We start from the raw sequence: 20,258 nt of genomic DNA on the forward strand, positions 1-20,258 counted from the left end.
GCGCTTTCTCTCAATTATGCTGTCTTATCTCTCAACCTTTATATTTAATTCTCACCCTTTGACCAATAAAATTATTGACAACAAAAAACAGCCATGATATATTATATCTTGTCGTCATTACGGAGGTATACCCAAGTCTGGCTGAAGGGATCGGTCTTGAAAACCGACAGGCGGGTCAAACCGCGCGGGGGTTCGAATCCCTCTACCTCCTCCATTTTAAACTAGCGCATAAATATTGGAGATAAAAAAACCGCCTGCCATGCAGCGGTTTTTTCTGTATATCCAGCTTAACTGGCTTGAGCCATTCCCTGTGTATGCAATGTTTGGATCATTCCATAAAATGCATAATAGAATTCTTCCGGTGCCTCCAGGCGGAAATGCCCTACTTCAGCTGTATCGAAGTCCATTGCAGCCTCTAGCAATCGGTAGGTTGAGTAAGCATAAAAGCAAAAGTACTTATAATCGAATTTAGGCATCTTTTCATAGATGACAGCTATTTCATTTTTATATTTGCCGAAATTCATTGTTGCTTCATCAACGAATATCTGAAGATCTGATAAATCCACTTCAAGAATTAAGTCTTTATTTTCCATTCGAATATTTGCCATACAATCATCCTCTCATTTGTCACTCTCTTAACTATATGTGATTTCAACTGCGATTTCGGTGATTCGTATCACACTTATAGGAGAAAATGCAAAATGAGTTAGTTCTTCCTTTTCAGTGATTCCAAAAGCTTAATCGGCATGTGGAAATTCTTATTATTTATTTTGAGCGAATCAAGGTCTGTATCATTTTGTTCTTTAATATAATTCATCTCTCGATTAAGCTGTTCCATTCGATCGTCCAGTTCATTTGCCACCATTGCTGCATCTGTTAACTCTTTTGTTAAATTCTCCGGAATGGATTTATTGTATTTATAATAGATTTTATGTTCCAAGCTGGCCCAAAAATCCATAGCAACCGTACGAATCTGAATTTCTACAAATACCTCTTCCTCCCGGTCTGACATAAATACAGGAATCGACAAAATAAGATGCAGACTCTTGTAACCGTTTGGTTTGGGGTTTTTGATATAGTCCTTGCATTCAATTAATTTTATGTCTTTTTGATTCTGGATCATTTTACTTACTCGATAAATATCTGAAATAAATGAGCAGACAATACGTATGCCAACGATATCATGAATGTTTTTCCTTATGGAATCAAGTGAGATTTCAAGATTTTTTCGATGCACTTTTTTCAAGATGCTTTCAGGTGATTTAATTCGTGACTTTATATGTTCGATGGGATTATATTCATGAATATGCTGGAATTCCTCTTTTAAGATATTCAGTTTCGTATTCATTTCATCCATTCCAAATTTGTAAGTAAGCATGAAACGAGTCATTTCTTCCTTAACAGCTTTCAACTGTTCCAACTGGTTTTGTTCCATTGGAAGACCTTCCTTCATTTAAAATTCAAGATACTTTAATTTTAGCTGAATGGCTGAAGGAAAGAAAATATATTATCCCTTGACAATTAAAGTAAATCAGCATATATTACTAAGCAATACAAAAAAATAACAAAGACTAAGAACAGACCAGTAATACAATGTTCCTTCGAAAGAGAGTGGAATCCACCGGCTGAAAGATTCCAGCGAAAACGGCATGTATGAACCTATCTGGGAGTCGTTAGATAAAAACTAACCACAGTAATCTGTGTTATCAATTCAAAGCTGGACATATAACTATGTCAATTTAGGTGGTACCGCGGAAACTCATTTTCGTCCTTAGTAAGGGATGGAATGGGTTTTTTTACTTATATTAATTCTATAGGCTTTTCCATTAAAACAAGGGAGGCATGAAAATGAATAAGAAAATTGCATTTATCGGGGCAGGCTCCATGGCTGAAGCTATTATTTCGGGGATTGTAAAATCAGGGATCTTAACAAAGGAACAAATACTTGTTACAAATAAAAGCAACCGTGAGAGATTGGAGAATATTAAAAGTAAATATGATGTTCAATGCATTCTGGATAAAGAAGAGGTTATTAGAGAAGCGGATATTGTAATTCTTGCTACAAAGCCATATGATCTGAAGGACTCCGTTGAATCCATAAAAGAATTTCTACAGCCGGAACAGCTAGTCTTTTCCGTTATCGCGGGTATTTCAACCGATTATATCACTGCTTTAATTGGAAATAATAATCCGGTTGTCCGTGCAATGCCTAATACTTCTGCAACCATAGGATACTCTGCAACGGCCATTTCAGCTGGGAAATATGCGTCAGATGAGCATCTGATTCAAGCAGAAGAATTGTTTGCAACCATTGGTACTACTGCAATTGTGGATGAGGATGATATGCATACAGTTACAGGTATTTCTGGAAGCGGCCCAGCATATATTTATTATTTAGTGGAAGCGATGGAAAAGGCTGCACTGGAAGCTGGATTTGATAAGGAAACAGCTATGGAATTAATTACTCAGACGGTTCGTGGGGCAGGACAGATGCTGAAGGAATCTGGAGAATCAGCAGCAGTTTTACGAAAGAAAATCACTAGCCCGGCAGGAACAACTGAAGCTGGTATCGAAACACTTAATAAGTATGACTTTGAAAAAACAATCATGGAATGTGTCAAAAGTGCAAGCAATCGCTCGGTGGAACTGGGAAAAAATGAATAGGAGATGTATAAATGCCTGATTGTGCGCATTGCCGGCATGAATGGAGCTATGGTGAAACATTAAAGAAATCCTTTCAAATGAAGATGGTTTGTCCGTATTGCAAGCAGGATAATTATCATTCTGCCAGAGGACGCAAAAGAAGTATGATGACCAGTGTCGTTTTGGCACCTGCAATTATATTGTTTGGAACATTTATTGATGCACCATGGTTATGGGTTATTTTGATAGCTCTTGTATTAGGGATGATCACTATTGCCGCAACTCCCTTTTTGATGGAATTAAGTAAAGAAGAAGAGCCGCTTTGGTGAAAAAGGACTTATCGGTACGAATTGTACTGGATATTAGTCTTATTTTACGGAAAAATTTCCAAAATGCCAAAATTCATAGGTGAAATGCTAAAGTTCACAACATAATCGCTGAAGTTTATAATAATAATATCAAAGTTCACAATTCCCAAGCTGACAGATCTTTGAACAGTCGATAAATCTAAAGAAGAGGTGCTCCACCGTAATGGAACACCTCTTCATATTATTTTATGAGCTCTCTTGATTTCCAGCGTCTTGACTGCTGGATAAAATGCCCGATTTTCTCCAAAATCGGCTCAACGGAGTTTTCCTCTCTCATTAAATCATAATCCGAGATATTAATTCGTAAAATCGGACATGCATTAAAATTGTTAATCCAGTTTTCATACCGGTTATACATTTCTTTCCAGTATGCAATTGGTGTAGCTCTTTCCATTTCCCGGCCGCGTTCCTGAATCCGCTCCAATATCTCATCAAGGGTTCCCTCAAGGTAAATAAGTAAATCAGGATGAGGGAAGTATGGTGTCATGACCATTGCATCGAATAGATTGGTATAAGTTTCATAATCCGTCTTGGACATAGTTCCATTTTCAAAATGCATTTTTGCAAAAATACCTGTATCTTCGTAAATAGAGCGATCTTGGATAAAACCGCCGCCATATTCAAAAATCTTTTTCTGTTCCTTAAAACGCTCTGCCAAAAAGTATACCTGTAAATGAAAACTCCAGCGTTCAAAATCAGCATAGAAGTTCTCCAAATACGGATTAGTATCTACTTTTTCAAAGGATGTTTTAAACTGCAGTGCATTTGCCAGTGCGTTTGTCATCGTTGATTTTCCTACCCCGACAGTACCTGCAATGGTTATTATACTATCATTAGGGATAAGATATTTTTCTCTTAAATTCATACAATGGTTCTCCTTTTTAAGCTTTAGTCCTGGTAGAGACAACAGTTTTTAATTGTCTGTGTGCCTGATCAATTATTTTGTTCAGATCATCCTGATGACGGATAAAATCCATGTTATCACCATTAATCCGAATTACTGGGATATCTGGATGAAGTAATTCAAATTCATTCATATAGTCCTCATAATCCTGCGCGAGCTGTGCAAGATAGGTTGGTTTAATGTTTTGTTCAATCTCTCTGCCACGCAGCTTAATTCGGTGTAAAATAGTGTCTAAACTTGCGTGTAAATAGATCATCATATTTGGAACAGGCATATCCTTTGTTAAAATATGGTAGATCTGCTCATATTTTTCAAACTTATCCGCCTGTAATGTACGTTTTGCAAAGATCATATTTTTTGATATATGGTAATCAGCAATTACTGCTTTACTTTTTGTTAAATATTTTCTTTCAATATCCTCCAATTGCTTGAAACGATTGCATAGAAAGAACATTTCTGTCTGAAAGCTCCATTCGTCAATATCATCGTAAAATTTGCCGAGAAACGGATTTTCCTCGACAATCTCTTTTAATAAATGAAAATCAAAATGAGCAGCAAGTTTTTTTGCAAGGGATGTTTTTCCAATACCTATTGGCCCTTCAATTGCAATAAAGGGAACTTCTGCCATCATTATTCCTCCAATCCGCTAAAACATATGCAATTCATTTTATCATACAATAATAGGATGTTCTATACACAGAATTTTTCCTATTGGAAAGAACTGATACTTTTCATTGCCGGATTATTTTTGTATAATAGTACATGCTATTCTAAAAATGTGGCCCCGTAGCTCAGGGGATAGAGCATAAGTTTCCTAAACTTAGTGTCGCAGGTTCAAATCCTGCCGGGGTCGTCTATCCTTTTTTTATCCTCTTATTTTCATTTCTGAAACGGTCCTTTCAGTCTGCAATCAAATTTACATCAGGAAAGGAACTAACTATATGAGTCTGACAAAAAAGATTATTATTGCTCTTATCCTTGGGGTTATCGTAGGTATTGGTTTAAGCTTTGCTCCGGCAGATGTATTTTCAGTTACCGATAAATATGTATTAAATCCAATTGGACAAATATTTTTAAATCTGATTATGATGATTGTCGTCCCAATTGTGTTTGTCTCTATCGTTCTGGGTACTTCAGGTTTGGGTGACCCTGTAAAACTAGGGAAAATTGGTGTACAAACGATTATCTTTTATATTGTAACAACAGCAATTGCGCTGGCAATAGGATTAGGAGTGGCTTTTCTGCTTGAGCCTGGAAAAGCGGGGGTATTTGATGTCAGTATGGCTGATTATGAAAAAGAATCTGCCCCGCCTATTATGGAAACATTCATTAATATTATTCCTGAAAACCCAATAGAAGCAATGTCTACTGGCAATATGCTCCAAATTATTGCATTTGCTATTTTCATAGGTATTGCACTAGCTGTACTAGGAGAAAAGACTAAGGGAATTCATAATTTATTTGAGCAGGCAAATGAGATTTTAATTTGGCTCGTAAATGCAATTATGAAAACAGCCCCATATGGTGCTTTTGCTTTAATTGCATCGGCTATTGGAGATGCTGGTCTTGATGCGGTTGGCTCTATGGCCATGTATATGGTAGCAGTCATTCTGGCTTTATTCATTCATGGCGCTGTTACTTACAGCGTAGCAATTCAGGGTTTGGGTAAGGCGAATCCATTAAAATTTTACAAAGAATTTTTCCCGGCTATGTCGGTAGCATTTAGTACGTCTAGTTCGAGTGCGACATTACCTATTTCTATGAAAACCGCTCAAGAAAATCTGGGTGTAAAAAAATCTATCAGCAGCTTTGTCCAGCCATTAGGCGCAACGATTAACATGGACGGGACAGGCATTATGCAAGCTGTTGCCACCGTGTTTATTGCCCAGGTTTATGATGTTCCACTTACGTTTACTGCAATCATCATGATTATCTTAACCGCCACACTTGCAAGCATCGGAACAGCTGGAGTTCCGGGTGTAGGATTAATCATGCTGGCAATGGTGCTGGAACAAGTTAATTTGCCTGTTGAAGGGATTGCTCTTATTATCGGTGTCGATCGTCTATTGGATATGCTCCGTACTTCATTAAATATCACAGGTGATGCAGCATGTGCTTATATAATTTCTGAAAATGATAAACGCAAGGAAAAAGCCGGAATTTAAAGCTTTATATATATTTTTGACACGTCTTCTATGATGATAGGCGTGTCTTTTTATAGTCATTTTAAGCATTTTCACTTTAAAATTGTCACAAATTGTTCTAAAATAAAAATAGTTACCAAAATGTTTATACAATTTTTAATTGATTTTCTGTTGAATTTATTGCAAGCGGTTTCTAATTTTTGAGGATGAGGTGATTTAATGGATGTGCAGCGTATACCAGCAAGAGAAGGAAATTATAATCTGAAAGACTACGAAAAAACACGTCAAAATTTTTCATGGGATGAAGTGAAGAAGAACTTTTCATGGAATGAGACAGGAAAAGTAAATATGGCGTATGAAGCAGTAGATCGCCATGCTGCTGATCCAAATAAAAAAGATAGGGTTGCATTATATTACTCTTCACCAGATAGAGAAGAAGAGGTAACCTTTGGACAGCTTAGTAAACAGAGCAATAAGTTTGCTAATGTATTAAAAAAATATGATGTAAAAAAAGGAGATCGGGTATTCTTATTCATGCAGAGAAGTCCGGAATTCTACAATGCTTTCTTTGGTATCTTAAAACTTGGAGCGATTGCCGGTCCGTTATTTGAAGCATTTATGGAGCAGGCAGTGCGTGACCGTCTTCAGGATAGTGAAGCAAGTGTATTGATTACAACTCCAGATCTATTATACAGAGTTCCACAGGAAGATCTGCCTGATTTGAAAAAAATTATTCTTGTTGGTGACCATAATGAAAGCTCAGATAAGTATATCGATTATAAAAAGGAAATGGCTGAGGCTTCAGCTGAATTAGCTATTGAATGGGTAGACTTGGAAGATGGGATGCTCATTCATTATACTTCCGGTTCTACAGGCAAGCCAAAAGGTGTTTACCATGTTCATAATGCGATGATTCAGCATTATGCAACAGCTAAATGGGTACTCGACCTGAAAGATAATGATGTTTACTGGTGTACGGCTGATCCGGGCTGGGTAACCGGTACTAGCTACGGTATATTCGCACCATGGCTGCTTGGTGTCAGCAATGTTGTTCGCGGTGGACGATTTACACCAGATGACTGGTACGGAACATTGGCAAAATATAAAGTAACCGTCTGGTATACTGCTCCAACTGCACTCAGAAAATTGGTTAGTGCCGGAGAAGAAGCAGTAAAAAGACATGATTTGTCTTCCCTAAGGCATTTAATGAGTGTTGGGGAACCGTTAAATCCGGAAGTTGTCTCATGGGGATTAAAAGCATTTGATTTAAGAATTCATGATACATGGTGGATGACGGAAACTGGTGCACAGCTGATTGTTAATTTTCCTTCCCAGGAAATTCGTCCAGGCTCCATGGGTAAACCAATCCCTGGTATTGAAGCAACCATCGTAGATAATGAAGGAAATGAACTTCCTCCAAATCAAATGGGAAATCTGGCCATTAAAGAAGGCTGGCCGGCAATGATGCGTACGATCTGGAACAGACCGGAAAAATTTGAAAGCTATTTTATTAATGGCTGGTATGTTTCTGGAGACAGTGCATATAAGGATGAGGATGGCTACTTTTGGTTCCAGGGACGTCTTGATGATGTAATCAATACATCGGGTGAGCGTGTTGGGCCATTTGAAGTGGAAAGTAAATTAATCGAACATGACGCAGTTGCAGAAGCAGGCGTAATCGGTAAGCCAGATCCGGAACGCGGTGAAATTATTAAAGCATTCATTACATTGAATGACGGCTATGAGAAATCAGATGAATTGCTTGAAGATATTCGCCAGTTTGTAAAAACAGGTTTAGCGGGTCATGCAGCACCACGTGAAATGGAAATCCGGGATTCAATTCCAAAAACCCGCAGTGGTAAAATCATGCGCCGTCTTCTGAAATCATGGGAGCTTGGATTGCCGACAGGAGATACTTCAACGCTTGAGGAATAAGATAGATAAGTATGGGAAAACTTTAACTTTCCGTCAATGATGGCGGAGGTTAGAGTTTTTCTTTATACTGATAGAAAACTATATATTTATTAGAAATCAGTATAAGTGTAACTAAGGCTTTCGCCATTCTTGGCGACAGGCCAAGTTTTCTAATAAAGAAGGCTGATGTTTCTATGACAGATGACCCTATCCATCAATACCCCTATACTCAGGTCCTAATGAAACCTGGCGATATTATCTATTCTCATAAAATAGCTTTGTCTTCTTTTATGGTGGGACATACAGGAATTGTTGGAGAGAATTATCGAATTTATCATGTGAATAGATGGGGGAAAAAGGGGCATTCAGATAGTATGCCAATGTACTTAAGCAGACATCAAAAGGGTGAAAGGTTAACCATATTGAGAAATGAAAATGAAGAAGCGGCCAGAAAAGCAGCCCTATGGGCGAAGCAGAATATAGAAAAAGTAAAAAAATACACGTTTACAAGAGATTTGGCAGATTTCGAATTAAATTATTGTTCTAAGTATATCTGGCAGGCCTATTATTTTGCGAATGAGGATAAAATTGATCTTACAGGGCGTGGATTTGATTCCACTTCAAAAAAGTATGTCACTCCAACACAGATATACAAAAGCTTTAAAAAAATAGGCAGCTTTATAAATAAATAAAAGGAGCCCATATTAGGACTCCTGTCTTAGCTATGCCGTAATATCTTCAGCTGGTCCGAAAATTTCAAAATGGATATCAGCATCTGAGACATGGTATTTTTTTAAGTTCTGATATGCCGCCCGCATGAATCCTTTCGGGCCGCAGAAGTAAAATGCTGCATCATTTGTCGGTAAGATAGTTTCTAGCCATTCAGCATCAATATAGCCTGTCTTATCACACTGTTCATCATCTTCCGGATGATCATAGATAGTGTAGTTTGTTACATTATCATATTTATCAGCTATTTCCAGCACACGGTCCTTCATGGCATGAAATCTACCTGATCTAGCTGCATGGATAAAGATTACTTCACGTTCCGGCTGTTCTTTAATAACTGTTTCCAGCATACTAATCATTGGTGTCAGACCAACCCCGCCACTCATTAATACTAATGGTCTTGTGTCCTCTAAATCAAGAACAAATTCACCGGCTGGTGCACTGATTGGCAATATACTGCCTTCCTCAAGTTTTTCATGTAAAAAGCTTGATACAACCCCAGCAGGATTATCTCCGATGGCATCCTCACGTTTTACGCTAATACGATAGACACCTTCACCTGGTGCACAGGATAAACTGTATTGACGCAGGTGATCATGAGATTCCCCGTCGATTTCAGCTTTCACTGTCACATACTGTCCGGCTTGGTAGGCTGGAAAAGGGTTTCCATCGGCCGGTTCCAGATAAAATGATGTAATAACATCACTTTCCACAACCTTTTTCGTTACTTTAAAGTTACGGAAATCAACCCATCCGCCTGGTTTGTTTTTTGTTTCCATGTACATATCCTTTTCAATGGAAATAAATACATCAGCAATAACACCATATGCTTTTTCCCATGCATTGATAATATCATCCGTCGCTGCATCACCTAGCACATCTTTTATCCCCATTAATAAATACTTTCCGACAATTGGATAATGCTCTGGTTTTATATTTAAACTTTTATGTTTATGTGAGATTAATTTCACGTTCGGTAAAATAGCTTCCAGATTATCAATATTGGCAGCTGCAGCGTAAACCGTATTTGCTAAGGCCTTTGATTGATCTCCTTTTCGCTGATTTGTCTGATTAAATATATTTTTTAATTCTGGGTGATTTTCAAACATTAATTGATAGAATCGTTTTGTGATTTTCTCACCATGTTCTTGTAATACTGGTACAGTAGCCTTTATAATATCTCGTGTTTGTTTGTCCAATCCTATTGTGGCAGTTGTCATTTAAAAAGCACTCCCTTTTAAAATTTAAACATGTATTTTGAATACATCTTTATTGTATAATTAATATTAACACCATGACAATAGGGTAAAAGGCGATTTATGTTACAATAATGTGAAGTTGTTAACAAGGAGAAAATGAGATGAATTTAAAAAAATATACAGACTATGCACTTCGTGTACTAATATTCACGGGAATGAAGTCAGATGAAGAGCTTGCAAGTATTAAAGAAATTTCAGAGGTATATAATATATCCCCGCACCATCTGGGGAAAATCGTATTTGAATTAAATAAACTGGAATTAATTGAAACAATCAGGGGGAGAAATGGCGGAATCCGGCTGGCAAAACCAGCAGAGGAAATTAATGTTGGCATAGTTGTACGGCTGCTTGAGAATGACTTTGTCCTGCTTGAATGCTTTGACAAAGGTGCAAATCATTGTGTGATTTCCCCAGGATGTACATTAAAGCATGCGTTAAATAAGGCGTTGCATGCATTTTTTCAAGTACTTGATGAATATACCATTAAAGATTTAATAAATAATGAAAATGAGCTGAAAGAATTAATGGGAATCAGCTAGGCATGTTTTATATCCGTACAAATGGGAAGAACATTCTATGTAACCTTTTAAAAAGGAGCGGATAAATTATGGGTAAGAAAATAGCAACAGTTATTACAGATATGTTTGAGGATGTAGAATATACAGAGCCTTTGAACGCATTTAAAGATGCAGGACACGAGATTATTGCGATTGAAAAGGAAAAAGGCAAACAGGTAACAGGTAAGAATAAGGAAGCAAAGGTAACAATTGATCAGGGAATTGATGATGCGAACCCGGATGATTTTGATGCATTGTTTATTCCAGGCGGTTTTTCACCAGATCAGCTTCGTGCAGATGACCGTTTTGTACAGTTTGCGAAAAAATTTATGGATGCCAAAAAGCCTGTATTTGCCATCTGTCACGGACCTCAGCTGTTAATTACAGCCAAATCACTGGAGGGCCGGGATGCTACAGGATTTAAATCCATTCAGGTGGATATGGAATATGCAAAAGCTAATGTAAAAGATCAGGAAGTTGTGGTTTGTCAGAATCAGCTTGTAACAAGCCGTCAGCCTGATGATATTCCAGCATTTAATAGGGAAGCAGTAAATCTTTTAAAATAACTTAATAGTAAAGGAGCCGCAAATCCAGTTCTGAATGGATTGCGGCTCACTTTATTTTTTAAAGCATTGTGCTGAAATAGGCTGTCAAAGTTGAGAGACAACCTGAGAAAGTTGAGAAATAATTGTATAATTCCTTTTTCTCTCTTAACTGTTATCCAGAATCTCTCAACTATGCAGCTTTGTCTCTCAACTTTATAACTAGATCCGTATTTTCATCATTTTTCTGGCAATCACTACCCGGGAGCGAGCGCCTCTGCTTTTATTCCAATTTTCTAATCGTAAAATTATCATCCAGAAGCAGCCAATTTTGAGGGAAAGCAAGCCCAAGCTTCCAATATGCAATTCCATGCAGGTTTAATTCTTTTATCAAATTAAATTTAGCCTGAATTGACCGTGCATCCTCAAACCAGACTTCATGCTGATTACCTTCCGCATCTGTATACATAAAAAATGGCGCCTGTGCAACTGTATCGTATTGTATAACGGCATTATTTTCCCGAGCCAGTGTGATTGCCTGTTGAGGGCTAAGGGCTCGTGCTGGTTCTCCGCCTTGCACAAATGGCAGTGTCCAGTCATATCCGTATAGGTTTTGGCCTAGTATGATTTTATCAGCAGGCATTTCCGTCAGCGCATATTCGACGACCCTTCTTACCTGGTCTATTGGTGAAACTGCCATTGGCGGTCCGCCGCTATACCCCCATTCATAGGTCATTAATACAACAAAATCGGCAATTTCCCCATGTGCTGCATAATCATGTGCTTCATATAAAAGTCCAGTTTGTGCTGCACTCGTTTTTGGTGCAAGAGCTGTGGACATTAATAGTCCAGCCTGGGAAAAGCGCTCCCTGGCTTTTCTCAGGAAATTATTATATGCTTCTCTATCTTCTGGTGGTATAAACTCAAAGTCGAAGTGAACATCCGTGAATCCAATAGATGCAGCTGTATTAATAATGTTATCTAATAACGTATTTTGCACAGCTTGCACAGTTAGTATGATATGTATCAGTTCCGAACTGAATGCACCCTCCTCCAAGTTTGTTACAACAAGCATTAGCGCCGTATTATTGCTATCCGCTATTTGCTGCAGATTACCCATTGGCGGTTCTGTAAGACTGCCATCACGATTAACATTGTAGCTGAAATGTGCAAGATAAGTTAAGTAGGGTGTAGTTTTCGTTGCGGCATTTTCCAGGGTCTCTGAAACGGATCCTCCTAATGGTTCAATATATGCAATGCTTGTGATTGGCCTTTTAGCCCTTGGGGGAATGTATAAACGATATCCGACAGGCAGTATATTCCCGACTGGAAAATTATTAATCTGTGCAAGCTCCTGATAGGTCATGCCAAATTCTTGCGCAATGGAATACAAACTGTCACCAGGCTGAACAAAATAGAATTGGCCAATAATTGGAATTACCAGTGCCTGCCCAACAACCAGATTATTTGGTGCATCGAGTTCATTTGCACTTATAATTGCGGTGACTGAAGTGTTATAGGTATTGGCAATTCCTGATATATTTTCACCACTTTGTACGACATGTATTTGCATAAAAATCCCTCCTCGAAACAAGTCTCTTCCTACAATTTATGAGGAGGGAACACAGGTTATGCAGTTTAGAAGGGCTCAATTTTTGCTTTCATTACTGAATTCATCAAATATAGTGCGTAATCATTCGTTTCTTTTTCCTCTGAAGCCATACAATTTTTAGGTATATGCATATCAAATTGGTACATATACGCATCTTTGGCAGTAAATAAAATGCAGATGTCACCGGCGACTCCAGCCATAATCAAATGTGTTTTCCCCAACTCATTCAGCAGGGATTGAAGCGGGGTTTGAAAAAAGGCAGAGTGCTGTGGTTTAATTAGAAAGTAATCGTTTTCATCCGGTTTTAAGGCATCAATGATATGCTGGCTCTTTTCATTCCGGCAAAGGTCGATGATTTTATTGAAATCTGCCTGCCATAACTTATAATGATCATTAATATAGATTGTCGGGATCTTGTTTTCTTTTGCAAAAGCTTTCAACTTTTTCAGGTTTGGCAAAATTTCATTGGTATGATCCAATAGTTTTTGGCTTCCATCAAAGTCGAAATGGTTTATAATATCTATAAACAATACTGCAGTTTTTTCATAGGCGTTTTCCATCGCGAAACTCCTTTATTTTAAATGCTGTTTTTGTGAATTTTGTTTATTAATGATTTCAGTAGATGAAAATTGCGACGTAAAATCAGCGATGATAATTCCATCGGCCGCTCAGGAAATATAACCACACTTCCATCATCATATCAGCCTTCCACCGAAAATCCTCTATGTGACCGGTAGCTACTGGTTTCTGACTATTTGGGCTCAGAGAAGCGCTCTATGTGACCGTTGGCTACCTGTTTCTGGTTGTATGGGCTCAGAGAAGCGCTCTCTATGACCGTTGGCTATTGTTTTCTAGCTGTTGGGCTTAGAGAAGTACCCCAAATCCTGATAATCCGTTCAACCCACGAAACATCTGTCCGAAGTTGAAATCAATAGAGCAGTTACGTCGATAATTTATATCTCTTGCATTAAAATAACTAAGATTATATATGCTTATTTATATTTATTTCCTGTTTAGCTAATTTCAAACTATAATGAAATGTTGTGATAAATATGGTCGATGAAAAGTATATGCAGGCAGCGATAAGAGAAGCTGAAAAGGCACGTGAAATTGATGAAGTTCCTATTGGTGCAGTAATTGTATATGAGGATGAAATTATTGCAGCAGGCTACAACGTAAGGGAAACTTCTCAAACAACTCTATCCCATGCGGAGCTTATTGCCATACAGAAGGCCAATGAAAAAATTGGAAGCTGGCGTCTAGAAGACTGCACATTGTATGTGACACTTGAGCCTTGCCCCATGTGTGCAGGGGCAATTGTGCAATCACGCATAAAACGTGTAGTATTTGGTGCTACTGATCCGAAAGCAGGCTGTGCTGGTACGTTAATGAATTTACTTGATGAGAAACGCTTTAATCATCAGGCGGAGGTAACGGCTGGTGTAATGGAAACAGAATGCGGCCAGCTGCTGACTGATTTTTTCAGGAACTTAAGAAACAAGCGAAAATGACGATATTTTCCATTGCATTATTAATGCAGAATCGTTATAATGGATAGTGCCGTGCTAAGCGGGGAGGTAGCGGTGCCCTGTACTCGCAATCCGCTATAGCGAGGTCGAATTCCCATCTTAGGTGGGGCGACTTTATGGTCTGCCCTAAGGAATTGGTGTTGACGCTCAGGTCCTGCGCAACAGAAACCCATGAATCCTGTCAGGTCCGGAAGGAAGCAGCAGTAAGTGGTCATTTCTGTGTGCCGCAGGGAAGCCTAGGCCGAGCCATGAACTTAGGTAACGCATAGGGACGTCACATCGACGATGGGTGCACGGCGTACATAGAATGAGAACCTTCTGTCAGAATTGGCAGGAGGTTTTTGTTTACTAAAATTTTATCCCTTGTAATTTTCAATAAATGTTTTATCACTATGGTTCACATTCACCCCTAAAATCGGGTATAATTAATAAGAGATCACAGAGGGGTATGTATTATGAGCTATCAAGCATTATACCGAGTTTGGCGCCCTAGGGAATTCCAGGACGTTGTCGGACAGACACATATAACCCGAACACTGCAGAATGCCATTGTTCAGGAAAAGTTTTCACATGCTTATCTTTTTTCCGGTCCGCGTGGAACGGGAAAAACAAGTGCTGCGAAGATTTTTGCCAAAACAATCAACTGTGAGCGTTCACCGGTGAAAGAACCATGTAATGAATGTGCGGCATGCCGTGGGATTCAGGATGGTTCAATTTCTGATGTAATTGAAATTGATGCTGCTTCTAATACGAGTGTTGATGATATCCGGGATATCCGAGATAAAGTAAAATATGCTTCCAGCTCTGTTCCTTATAAGGTTTATATCATTGATGAAGTGCATATGATCTCTGTGAATGCATTTAATGCCTTGTTAAAAACATTGGAAGAACCGCCAAAGCATGTGGTGTTTATTTTGGCTACAACAGAGCCGCATAAAATTCCACTGACCATCCTTTCCAGATGCCAGCGCTTTGACTTTAAACCAATATCCAATCAGGCAATTGTTGATCGCATGCAGACGATCATTGATAAAGAACATGTCACTGTTACTTCTGAAGCTTTGGAAACAGTAGCTCTGGCTGCAGAAGGCGGGATGCGTGATGCCTTAAGTATTTTGGATCAGGCAATTTCCTACAGTGAAGATACTGTTGAACTGGAAGACGTTTTAGCTGTAACTGGCGGTGTTTCCCAAAGTGTCCTCACAGATATAGTAAAAGCGATGCATGAAAAAGATGTAAAGCATGCATTGCAGCTTCTGGATCAATTAATTCAAAGCGGCAAGGATCCCGGAAGATTTGTCTATGATCTGATCTATTTCATGCGTGATGTATTATTATATAAAAGTGCACCATCCTTGGAAGGGTTATTGGAGAGGGCCAGAGCTGATGAAAGCTTTCATTCATTAACAGAGGCAGTTTCCATTAATTGGATTCAGGATGCAATTATACAGTTAAATCAATGTCAGCAGGAAATAAAATGGACGAACAGTCCGAAAGTCTTTATTGAGATTGCGATATTAACAATCACAAATCGTTATCATACAGAAGAAATCCCTGGAAATGCAGCTGATTCCGAAGCAGTAGCAAAGCTGACTGATAAAATGGCACAGCTGGAAAAAGAGCTGAATATGCTGAAGAAAAATCCGGTTGTAAGTGCTCAGCCCACACCACAGCGTGAAGTGAGAAGGCCGCAGTCCAGAGGGTCAAAAAACAGCTATAAAGTTCCAAATGAGCGAATCCGTGATGTATTGAGGCAGGCGGAAAAGCAAGCCTTAAAAAATGTCCAATCCAAATGGGCGGACTTTTTGATGAAACTGAAAACAACAAACGCACCTGCACATGCGACGATTCAGGACAGTAAGCCTGCTGCATCGTCTGATCAGGCACTTGTTGTTGCATTTAAATATGAAATTCATTGTTCTTTATTTCTCGATAATCGGGAAGTAATTGAATCCGTACTTGCAAGTGTGATGGGGAAAAATTTGACCATTATACCGATTCCAGAAAATAACTGGACAGAATTACGTACGGAATTTATAAATAATCACGATAAACCAAAAGATCAGCAGGAACAGCAATCGGATCCATTTGTGGAAGAAGCAAGGAAACTAGTTGGCGACGATCTGCTGGAAATACATGAATAGAAAAGTGAAGCGGGCTTGCCCAGCGACGGAAGTCATAAGCAAGAGACCGCAGAGCGCAGGGTTTTGAGCGCTCGGAGTGTCAATTGCTTATGACAGTAGTCGCTAGCCCACGCGGCACTAGACAGAGAAAAGTGAAGCGGGCTTGCTAAAGCTGAGGAAGTCATAAGCAAGGGACCGCAGAGTAAACTAAAAAATAAGAAATTTTAAAGGAGGCGTTTTCCAATGAAGGGAAATATGAATAACATGATGAAACAAATGCAGAAAATGCAAAAGAAAATGATGAAGGCACAGGATGAGCTGCATGAAATGAGCTTTGAAGCATCTGCAGGCGGCGGTATGGTTACCGTTGTTGCTAATGGACAAAAAGTCATTACAGATGTTCAAATTAAAGAAGAGGTAGTAGATCCGGATGATATTGAAATGCTTCAGGATCTGATTCTTGCAGCAACAAATGATGTTATGAAACAAATTGAAGATAAAACAAATGACACAATGGGACAATTCACGAAAGGGATGAACATGCCTGGAATGTTCTAGGAGGCAAATTTAATGTATTATCCAGAACCGATTTCAAAACTGATTGACAGTTTTACAAAATTGCCGGGTATCGGACCGAAAACGGCAGTCCGCCTGGCTTTTTTTGTTTTAAATATGAAAGATGATGATGTGCTGGAATTTGCGAATGCACTGGTTAATGCGAAGCGGGAGCTGTCACATTGTTCCATTTGCGGTCATATAACCGATCAGGATCCATGCACTATTTGTCAGGATACCTCCAGGGATTCATCAATTATTTGTGTTGTACAAGATCCAAAGGACGTTATCGCAATGGAAAAAATGAAGGAATATCACGGGAAATACCATGTTCTTCATGGTGCCATATCGCCAATGGATGGCATAGGCCCTGAGGATATTAATGTACCTGATTTATTAAATCGCTTGAAGGATGAGGAAGTAAAGGAAATCATTCTTGCTACAAACCCAAACATCGAGGGAGAGGCAACAGCGATGTATATTTCACGTCTTGTTAAACCATCAGGAATTAAAACGACACGAATTGCACATGGCCTGCCTGTTGGCGGCGATTTGGAATATGCAGATGAAGTAACATTATCAAAAGCATTAGAGGGCAGAAGAGATTTATAAAGTGAAACTACAATCCACGAAGCGTTTTCCTCGTGGATTGTTCGTTGAACAGAATCGGACATTTTCTGGCAGTTGATCCCCTCATCTTTTTAATGGATAAAAATATAAATATGAATCGGGGATCTTACTGTCCAGTTATATGCGGGATAAAGTTAGGTGAAGTACGTGGGGAAGAGAATAAAGAAACGTGATGTTGATGATCAATTGTTAGATGCAATTTTTACATTGGAAAGCGAATGGAAGCAAATTGAATCATTAATGGAAAAAAGTATTGAGTTAACAATGAATGGACATAATGCTGAGGCTCTTGCAAAGGCAAAGTATTTATTTTTGCTTCGTGAAGCAAGGCATCGGAAATTAAGTGCTATAAGATTGAATTGATTTTTTGGGGAAATATCTTTGTGAAAAGAGAAGATAAACAGAATTCCCTTTAAATATTTTATGTTTTACAATTAATGCTGAATCAGGAATGGGCTGATTCAAGAAGTATATACCAATGGGGAATGAATAGATAACTGCATTTTAATCATTTCCAGTTCTTTTTCCTTTCTTTTTATCATATGTACTAAAAAGGGGACAAGGAAAAGGGGTTGATTTGCTTTGAGCTCTACACTGGTTATTTCCATTATGGTTGCATTAATTGTTATTCTTTTAATTGTTGGTGCTCCTTCCAAACCAATGCGTTTTATTGGGCATAGTACGGTTAAAATAGGGATAGGCATCTTATTTTTATTTTTCTTCAATGTTTTTGGCGGGGCGATTGGGCTGCATATCCCTATCAATCTATTTACCGTCATTGTTTCAGGTTTCCTGGGCCTGTTTGGGTTGGCGTCCCTAGCTGCAATCCATTTGTTTATTCTTTAGAAGTTTCAAAGTTTCCCTGTATAAATTCTGTTAGATTGGGAGATACTAATTTCTAACGGAGGTGGGAAAAGTGAAACAAACAATTCCATTTGAAAAGTGCGGCATTTGTGAGGAAGAAAAGGCAAAGGGAATTCATTTGTATACCACATTTATTTGCACAGAATGTGAACACAACATGATTCATACAGACCCGAGAGAAGAAAAATATAATTATTACCTTAGAAAATTAAAGAATGTGAACAAACCAAAACTATATTCGTAGAGTCTTTGCTTGCAAAGGCTTTTTTTGTTGTTCTACTGATAAGAAAGCATAACTTTTTAAGGAAATCAGTATAAGTGCATAAGGAACACTTCGAAGACCTAACATCGCGGACGAAAAATACTTTTCGTCGAACTTAGGCTTTTGCCATTAAAGCTTGGCAATAAGCCCCGTTTTCTAATAGTATTAGGTATATCAAAAATGACGGAGAGATAAAGATGGAACAGCATCGAACACCAATTTACCAGGCATTAATGCTTTTTAATGAAACAAACCCTGTATCCTTTCATGTACCAGGACATAAAAATGGCTCTGTTTTTCCTGGATATGCTGGGAAATATTTTGATTCGATACTAAAACTGGATATGACTGAGCTCCCAGGGCTGGATGACCTTCATGCACCTGAAGGAATCATTGCCGAAGCGGAGCGTTTGGCCGCTGGCTTCTTTAAATCGGATCATACCTATTTTCTTGTCGGTGGAAGTACTGCCGGTAATCTGGCAATGATTTTGGCAGCATGTTCTGCTGGAGATGGAGTAATAGTGCAGCGGAATTGCCATAAATCGATTATGAATGGGATGGAGTTAAGCGGGGCAAATCCAATTTTTATCGCACCTGAATATGATGCTCCAGCTGGTCGTTTTACGAATCCATCGATGGAAACATTACGTGAGGCGTTGAAGCAATATCCGGGTGTGAAAGCAGTCGTCCTGACATATCCCGATTATTTTGGGAAAACCTATGAAATAAAAGAGATGATTGAGCTGGCTCATGAATATCACATCCCTGTTCTTGTAGATGAAGCACATGGCACTCATTTTTCCATTGGTGATCCATTTCCATCTTCCGCATTGGCTCTTGGTGCTGATGCAGTTGTCCAATCTGCGCATAAAATGGCTCCAGCAATGACAATGGCTTCTTTTTTGCATATGAATTCCGAGTTCGTTTCAAAGGAAAAGGTGGCACATTATTTACAAATGATCCAGTCGAGCAGTCCTTCCTATCCATTAATGGCCTCACTTGATCTGGCAAGGTCTTTTTTAGCTACTTTAAAGGAGGATGAAATTAAGGTTATTCTGCAGAGTGTTTCCGATGTAAAAAGAATACTGCAGGAGTCTGAACACTGGGAATTACTAACAGTTGGGGACCCGCTCAAGCTTACATTACATATAAAAAATGGAATTACGGCTCAAACTGTGGCAAGGCTCTTTGAAGAGCAAAATATCTATCCGGAATTAACGACACATAACCAAATTTTATTTATTCATGGACTCGCTCCTCTTAAAAAGCTGAACCAATTGAAAAAAGCTGTGAAAAGAGTCAATGAGCAATTAAAAAATATGGCTAACCATGATACAATAGAGATAGCAAAGCTTTTTCAACAGCCGATTCAGGAGTTGGCATTATCTTATGCCGAAATGGAGAAATCAGGAAACAAACAAATTCAATTGAATAAAGCTTGCGGATATATTGCTGCAGAAGCAGTGATCCCATATCCACCAGGGATCCCTCTGATTCTTAAAGGGGAAAAAATCACAGCAGATCATGTCGAAACAATCGAAAGCCTGCGCCGTCAGGGTGTTCGGATTCAGCATCGAGATATAGATAAAGGATTGAATGTTTTTACAGTGTGAAGGAGAAGAA

Annotated in this window: 22 protein-coding genes, 2 tRNA genes and 1 other RNA gene; 18 read left to right on the plus strand and 7 right to left on the minus strand. The window is 38.7% G+C overall.

The genetic code is table 11. The annotated features are described in order from the left end of the window. Positions 1-121: 121 nt before the first annotated feature. Positions 122-214, plus strand: a tRNA-Ser gene (locus CIL03_RS07170). A gap of 73 nt (positions 215-287) precedes the next feature. Here CIL03_RS07170 and CIL03_RS07175 read toward each other — a convergent pair. Both CIL03_RS07175 and CIL03_RS07180 read right to left on the minus strand, forming a co-directional pair. Then, positions 288-608 (minus strand): hypothetical protein, encoded by a 321-nt coding sequence (locus CIL03_RS07175; protein ID WP_094885097.1) that lies wholly within the window; start codon positions 606-608, stop codon positions 288-290. Positions 609-706: 98 nt separating this feature from the next. Continuing rightward, positions 707-1,435 carry a GTP pyrophosphokinase gene (locus CIL03_RS07180; RefSeq protein ID WP_240508019.1) on the minus strand — a complete coding sequence of 243 codons (729 nt, stop codon included), beginning with the start codon at positions 1,433-1,435 and terminating at the stop codon, positions 707-709. 413 nt (positions 1,436-1,848) lie between these two features. Here CIL03_RS07180 and proC point away from each other — a divergent pair, with 413 nt between their 5' ends. Together proC and CIL03_RS07190 are read left to right on the plus strand one after the other, a co-directional pair. Then, positions 1,849-2,664 carry a pyrroline-5-carboxylate reductase gene (gene proC / locus CIL03_RS07185; RefSeq protein WP_094885103.1) on the plus strand — a complete coding sequence of 272 codons (816 nt, stop codon included), beginning with the start codon at positions 1,849-1,851 and terminating at the stop codon, positions 2,662-2,664. A gap of 11 nt (positions 2,665-2,675) precedes the next feature. Continuing rightward, the gene (locus tag CIL03_RS07190) at positions 2,676-2,972 is read left to right on the plus strand and encodes a TIGR04104 family putative zinc finger protein (protein ID WP_094885105.1); all 297 of its coding nucleotides are present in this window, start codon (positions 2,676-2,678) and stop codon (positions 2,970-2,972) included. 220 nt (positions 2,973-3,192) lie between these two features. Here CIL03_RS07190 and CIL03_RS07195 read toward each other — a convergent pair whose 3' ends face one another. Together CIL03_RS07195 and CIL03_RS07200 are read right to left on the minus strand one after the other, a co-directional pair. Continuing rightward, a complete protein-coding gene (locus tag CIL03_RS07195) occupies positions 3,193-3,876 on the minus strand; it encodes a deoxynucleoside kinase (protein ID WP_094885108.1) in 684 nt (227 codons plus the stop codon). 16 nt (positions 3,877-3,892) lie between these two features. Next, positions 3,893-4,543, minus strand: coding sequence for a deoxynucleoside kinase (locus CIL03_RS07200; RefSeq protein WP_094885111.1), 651 nt, complete (start codon positions 4,541-4,543; stop codon positions 3,893-3,895). A gap of 152 nt (positions 4,544-4,695) precedes the next feature. On the opposite strand from CIL03_RS07200, the gene CIL03_RS07205 reads away from it, so the two are divergent. The 4 genes from CIL03_RS07205 (at position 4,696) to CIL03_RS07220 (ending at position 8,665) form a co-directional block, all read left to right on the plus strand. After that, positions 4,696-4,768: transfer RNA gene (locus CIL03_RS07205), tRNA-Arg, on the plus strand. Between the two features lie 88 nt (positions 4,769-4,856). Next, on the plus strand, positions 4,857-6,080 hold the full coding sequence (locus CIL03_RS07210) for a dicarboxylate/amino acid:cation symporter (RefSeq protein WP_094885114.1): 1,224 nt from the start codon (positions 4,857-4,859) through the stop codon (positions 6,078-6,080). 198 nt (positions 6,081-6,278) lie between these two features. After that, positions 6,279-7,994 (plus strand): acetate--CoA ligase, encoded by a 1,716-nt coding sequence (gene acsA, locus CIL03_RS07215; RefSeq protein WP_094885117.1) that lies wholly within the window; start codon positions 6,279-6,281, stop codon positions 7,992-7,994. A 173-nt stretch (positions 7,995-8,167) separates the two neighbouring features. Further along, positions 8,168-8,665 (plus strand): hypothetical protein, encoded by a 498-nt coding sequence (locus tag CIL03_RS07220; RefSeq protein ID WP_094885120.1) that lies wholly within the window; start codon positions 8,168-8,170, stop codon positions 8,663-8,665. A 30-nt stretch (positions 8,666-8,695) separates the two neighbouring features. Here the strand turns inward: CIL03_RS07220 and hmpA are convergent, their stop codons facing one another. Beyond that, positions 8,696-9,922, minus strand: a complete 1,227-nt coding sequence (gene hmpA, locus CIL03_RS07225; RefSeq protein ID WP_094885123.1) for an NO-inducible flavohemoprotein — start codon at positions 9,920-9,922, stop codon at positions 8,696-8,698. A gap of 140 nt (positions 9,923-10,062) precedes the next feature. Between hmpA and CIL03_RS07230 the strand changes: the two genes are divergently transcribed. Together CIL03_RS07230 and CIL03_RS07235 are read left to right on the plus strand one after the other, a co-directional pair. Further along, the gene (locus CIL03_RS07230) at positions 10,063-10,500 is read left to right on the plus strand and encodes an RrF2 family transcriptional regulator (RefSeq protein WP_094885125.1); all 438 of its coding nucleotides are present in this window, start codon (positions 10,063-10,065) and stop codon (positions 10,498-10,500) included. A gap of 68 nt (positions 10,501-10,568) precedes the next feature. Next, positions 10,569-11,084 (plus strand): type 1 glutamine amidotransferase domain-containing protein, encoded by a 516-nt coding sequence (locus CIL03_RS07235; RefSeq protein WP_094885127.1) that lies wholly within the window; start codon positions 10,569-10,571, stop codon positions 11,082-11,084. 259 nt (positions 11,085-11,343) lie between these two features. Here CIL03_RS07235 and CIL03_RS07240 read toward each other — a convergent pair whose 3' ends face one another. Beyond that, positions 11,344-12,633 carry a glycoside hydrolase family 18 protein gene (locus CIL03_RS07240; RefSeq protein ID WP_094885130.1) on the minus strand — a complete coding sequence of 430 codons (1,290 nt, stop codon included), beginning with the start codon at positions 12,631-12,633 and terminating at the stop codon, positions 11,344-11,346. Between the two features lie 65 nt (positions 12,634-12,698). Next, positions 12,699-13,232, minus strand: coding sequence for a cysteine hydrolase family protein (locus CIL03_RS07245; protein WP_094885133.1), 534 nt, complete (start codon positions 13,230-13,232; stop codon positions 12,699-12,701). Between the two features lie 492 nt (positions 13,233-13,724). Here CIL03_RS07245 and tadA point away from each other — a divergent pair, with 492 nt between their 5' ends. The 9 genes from tadA to CIL03_RS07290 all read left to right on the plus strand — a co-directional run bounded on the left by tadA (position 13,725) and on the right by CIL03_RS07290 (position 20,248). Further along, entirely contained in the window at positions 13,725-14,183 is a 459-nt protein-coding gene (gene tadA, locus CIL03_RS07250) for a tRNA adenosine(34) deaminase TadA (RefSeq protein WP_094885136.1), read from the plus strand. A gap of 49 nt (positions 14,184-14,232) precedes the next feature. After that, positions 14,233-14,498, plus strand: an RNA gene (gene ffs / locus CIL03_RS07255) — signal recognition particle sRNA large type. 158 nt (positions 14,499-14,656) lie between these two features. Beyond that, entirely contained in the window at positions 14,657-16,345 is a 1,689-nt protein-coding gene (gene dnaX, locus CIL03_RS07260; protein WP_094885138.1) for a DNA polymerase III subunit gamma/tau, read from the plus strand. Positions 16,346-16,567: 222 nt separating this feature from the next. Continuing rightward, positions 16,568-16,882, plus strand: coding sequence for a YbaB/EbfC family nucleoid-associated protein (locus CIL03_RS07265; RefSeq protein WP_094885141.1), 315 nt, complete (start codon positions 16,568-16,570; stop codon positions 16,880-16,882). 12 nt (positions 16,883-16,894) lie between these two features. Next, entirely contained in the window at positions 16,895-17,491 is a 597-nt protein-coding gene (gene recR / locus CIL03_RS07270) for a recombination mediator RecR (protein WP_094885144.1), read from the plus strand. 165 nt (positions 17,492-17,656) lie between these two features. Further along, positions 17,657-17,872, plus strand: coding sequence for a YaaL family protein (locus CIL03_RS07275; RefSeq protein ID WP_094885147.1), 216 nt, complete (start codon positions 17,657-17,659; stop codon positions 17,870-17,872). A gap of 219 nt (positions 17,873-18,091) precedes the next feature. Beyond that, on the plus strand, positions 18,092-18,355 hold the full coding sequence (locus tag CIL03_RS07280; protein ID WP_094885150.1) for a pro-sigmaK processing inhibitor BofA family protein: 264 nt from the start codon (positions 18,092-18,094) through the stop codon (positions 18,353-18,355). A gap of 70 nt (positions 18,356-18,425) precedes the next feature. Further along, positions 18,426-18,617 carry a sigma factor G inhibitor Gin gene (locus CIL03_RS07285; protein WP_094885153.1) on the plus strand — a complete coding sequence of 64 codons (192 nt, stop codon included), beginning with the start codon at positions 18,426-18,428 and terminating at the stop codon, positions 18,615-18,617. A 215-nt stretch (positions 18,618-18,832) separates the two neighbouring features. Further along, positions 18,833-20,248, plus strand: a complete 1,416-nt coding sequence (locus CIL03_RS07290) for an aminotransferase class I/II-fold pyridoxal phosphate-dependent enzyme (protein ID WP_094885155.1) — start codon at positions 18,833-18,835, stop codon at positions 20,246-20,248. Positions 20,249-20,258: the final 10 nt, after the last annotated feature.

The organism is Virgibacillus indicus (assembly GCF_002266285.1).
Lineage (GTDB): Bacteria > Bacillota > Bacilli > Bacillales > Amphibacillaceae > Virgibacillus_K > Virgibacillus_K indicus.

What these genes read in the sequence shown, in the direction of transcription:
- CIL03_RS07175 (WP_094885097.1), bottom strand. Translation starts at nt 608, where the DNA reads ATGGCAAATATTCGAATGGAAAATAAAGACTTAATTCTTGAAGTGGAT.
- CIL03_RS07180 (WP_240508019.1), bottom strand. Translation starts at nt 1,435, where the DNA reads ATGGAACAAAACCAGTTGGAACAGTTGAAAGCTGTTAAGGAAGAAATG.
- proC (WP_094885103.1), top strand. Translation starts at nt 1,849, where the DNA reads ATGAATAAGAAAATTGCATTTATCGGGGCAGGCTCCATGGCTGAAGCT.
- CIL03_RS07190 (WP_094885105.1), top strand. Translation starts at nt 2,676, where the DNA reads ATGCCTGATTGTGCGCATTGCCGGCATGAATGGAGCTATGGTGAAACA.
- CIL03_RS07195 (WP_094885108.1), bottom strand. Translation starts at nt 3,876, where the DNA reads ATGAATTTAAGAGAAAAATATCTTATCCCTAATGATAGTATAATAACC.
- CIL03_RS07200 (WP_094885111.1), bottom strand. Translation starts at nt 4,543, where the DNA reads ATGGCAGAAGTTCCCTTTATTGCAATTGAAGGGCCAATAGGTATTGGA.
- CIL03_RS07210 (WP_094885114.1), top strand. Translation starts at nt 4,857, where the DNA reads ATGAGTCTGACAAAAAAGATTATTATTGCTCTTATCCTTGGGGTTATC.
- acsA (WP_094885117.1), top strand. Translation starts at nt 6,279, where the DNA reads ATGGATGTGCAGCGTATACCAGCAAGAGAAGGAAATTATAATCTGAAA.
- CIL03_RS07220 (WP_094885120.1), top strand. Translation starts at nt 8,168, where the DNA reads ATGACAGATGACCCTATCCATCAATACCCCTATACTCAGGTCCTAATG.
- hmpA (WP_094885123.1), bottom strand. Translation starts at nt 9,922, where the DNA reads ATGACAACTGCCACAATAGGATTGGACAAACAAACACGAGATATTATA.
- CIL03_RS07230 (WP_094885125.1), top strand. Translation starts at nt 10,063, where the DNA reads ATGAATTTAAAAAAATATACAGACTATGCACTTCGTGTACTAATATTC.
- CIL03_RS07235 (WP_094885127.1), top strand. Translation starts at nt 10,569, where the DNA reads ATGGGTAAGAAAATAGCAACAGTTATTACAGATATGTTTGAGGATGTA.
- CIL03_RS07240 (WP_094885130.1), bottom strand. Translation starts at nt 12,633, where the DNA reads ATGCAAATACATGTCGTACAAAGTGGTGAAAATATATCAGGAATTGCC.
- CIL03_RS07245 (WP_094885133.1), bottom strand. Translation starts at nt 13,232, where the DNA reads ATGGAAAACGCCTATGAAAAAACTGCAGTATTGTTTATAGATATTATA.
- tadA (WP_094885136.1), top strand. Translation starts at nt 13,725, where the DNA reads ATGGTCGATGAAAAGTATATGCAGGCAGCGATAAGAGAAGCTGAAAAG.
- dnaX (WP_094885138.1), top strand. Translation starts at nt 14,657, where the DNA reads ATGAGCTATCAAGCATTATACCGAGTTTGGCGCCCTAGGGAATTCCAG.
- CIL03_RS07265 (WP_094885141.1), top strand. Translation starts at nt 16,568, where the DNA reads ATGAAGGGAAATATGAATAACATGATGAAACAAATGCAGAAAATGCAA.
- recR (WP_094885144.1), top strand. Translation starts at nt 16,895, where the DNA reads ATGTATTATCCAGAACCGATTTCAAAACTGATTGACAGTTTTACAAAA.
- CIL03_RS07290 (WP_094885155.1), top strand. Translation starts at nt 18,833, where the DNA reads ATGGAACAGCATCGAACACCAATTTACCAGGCATTAATGCTTTTTAAT.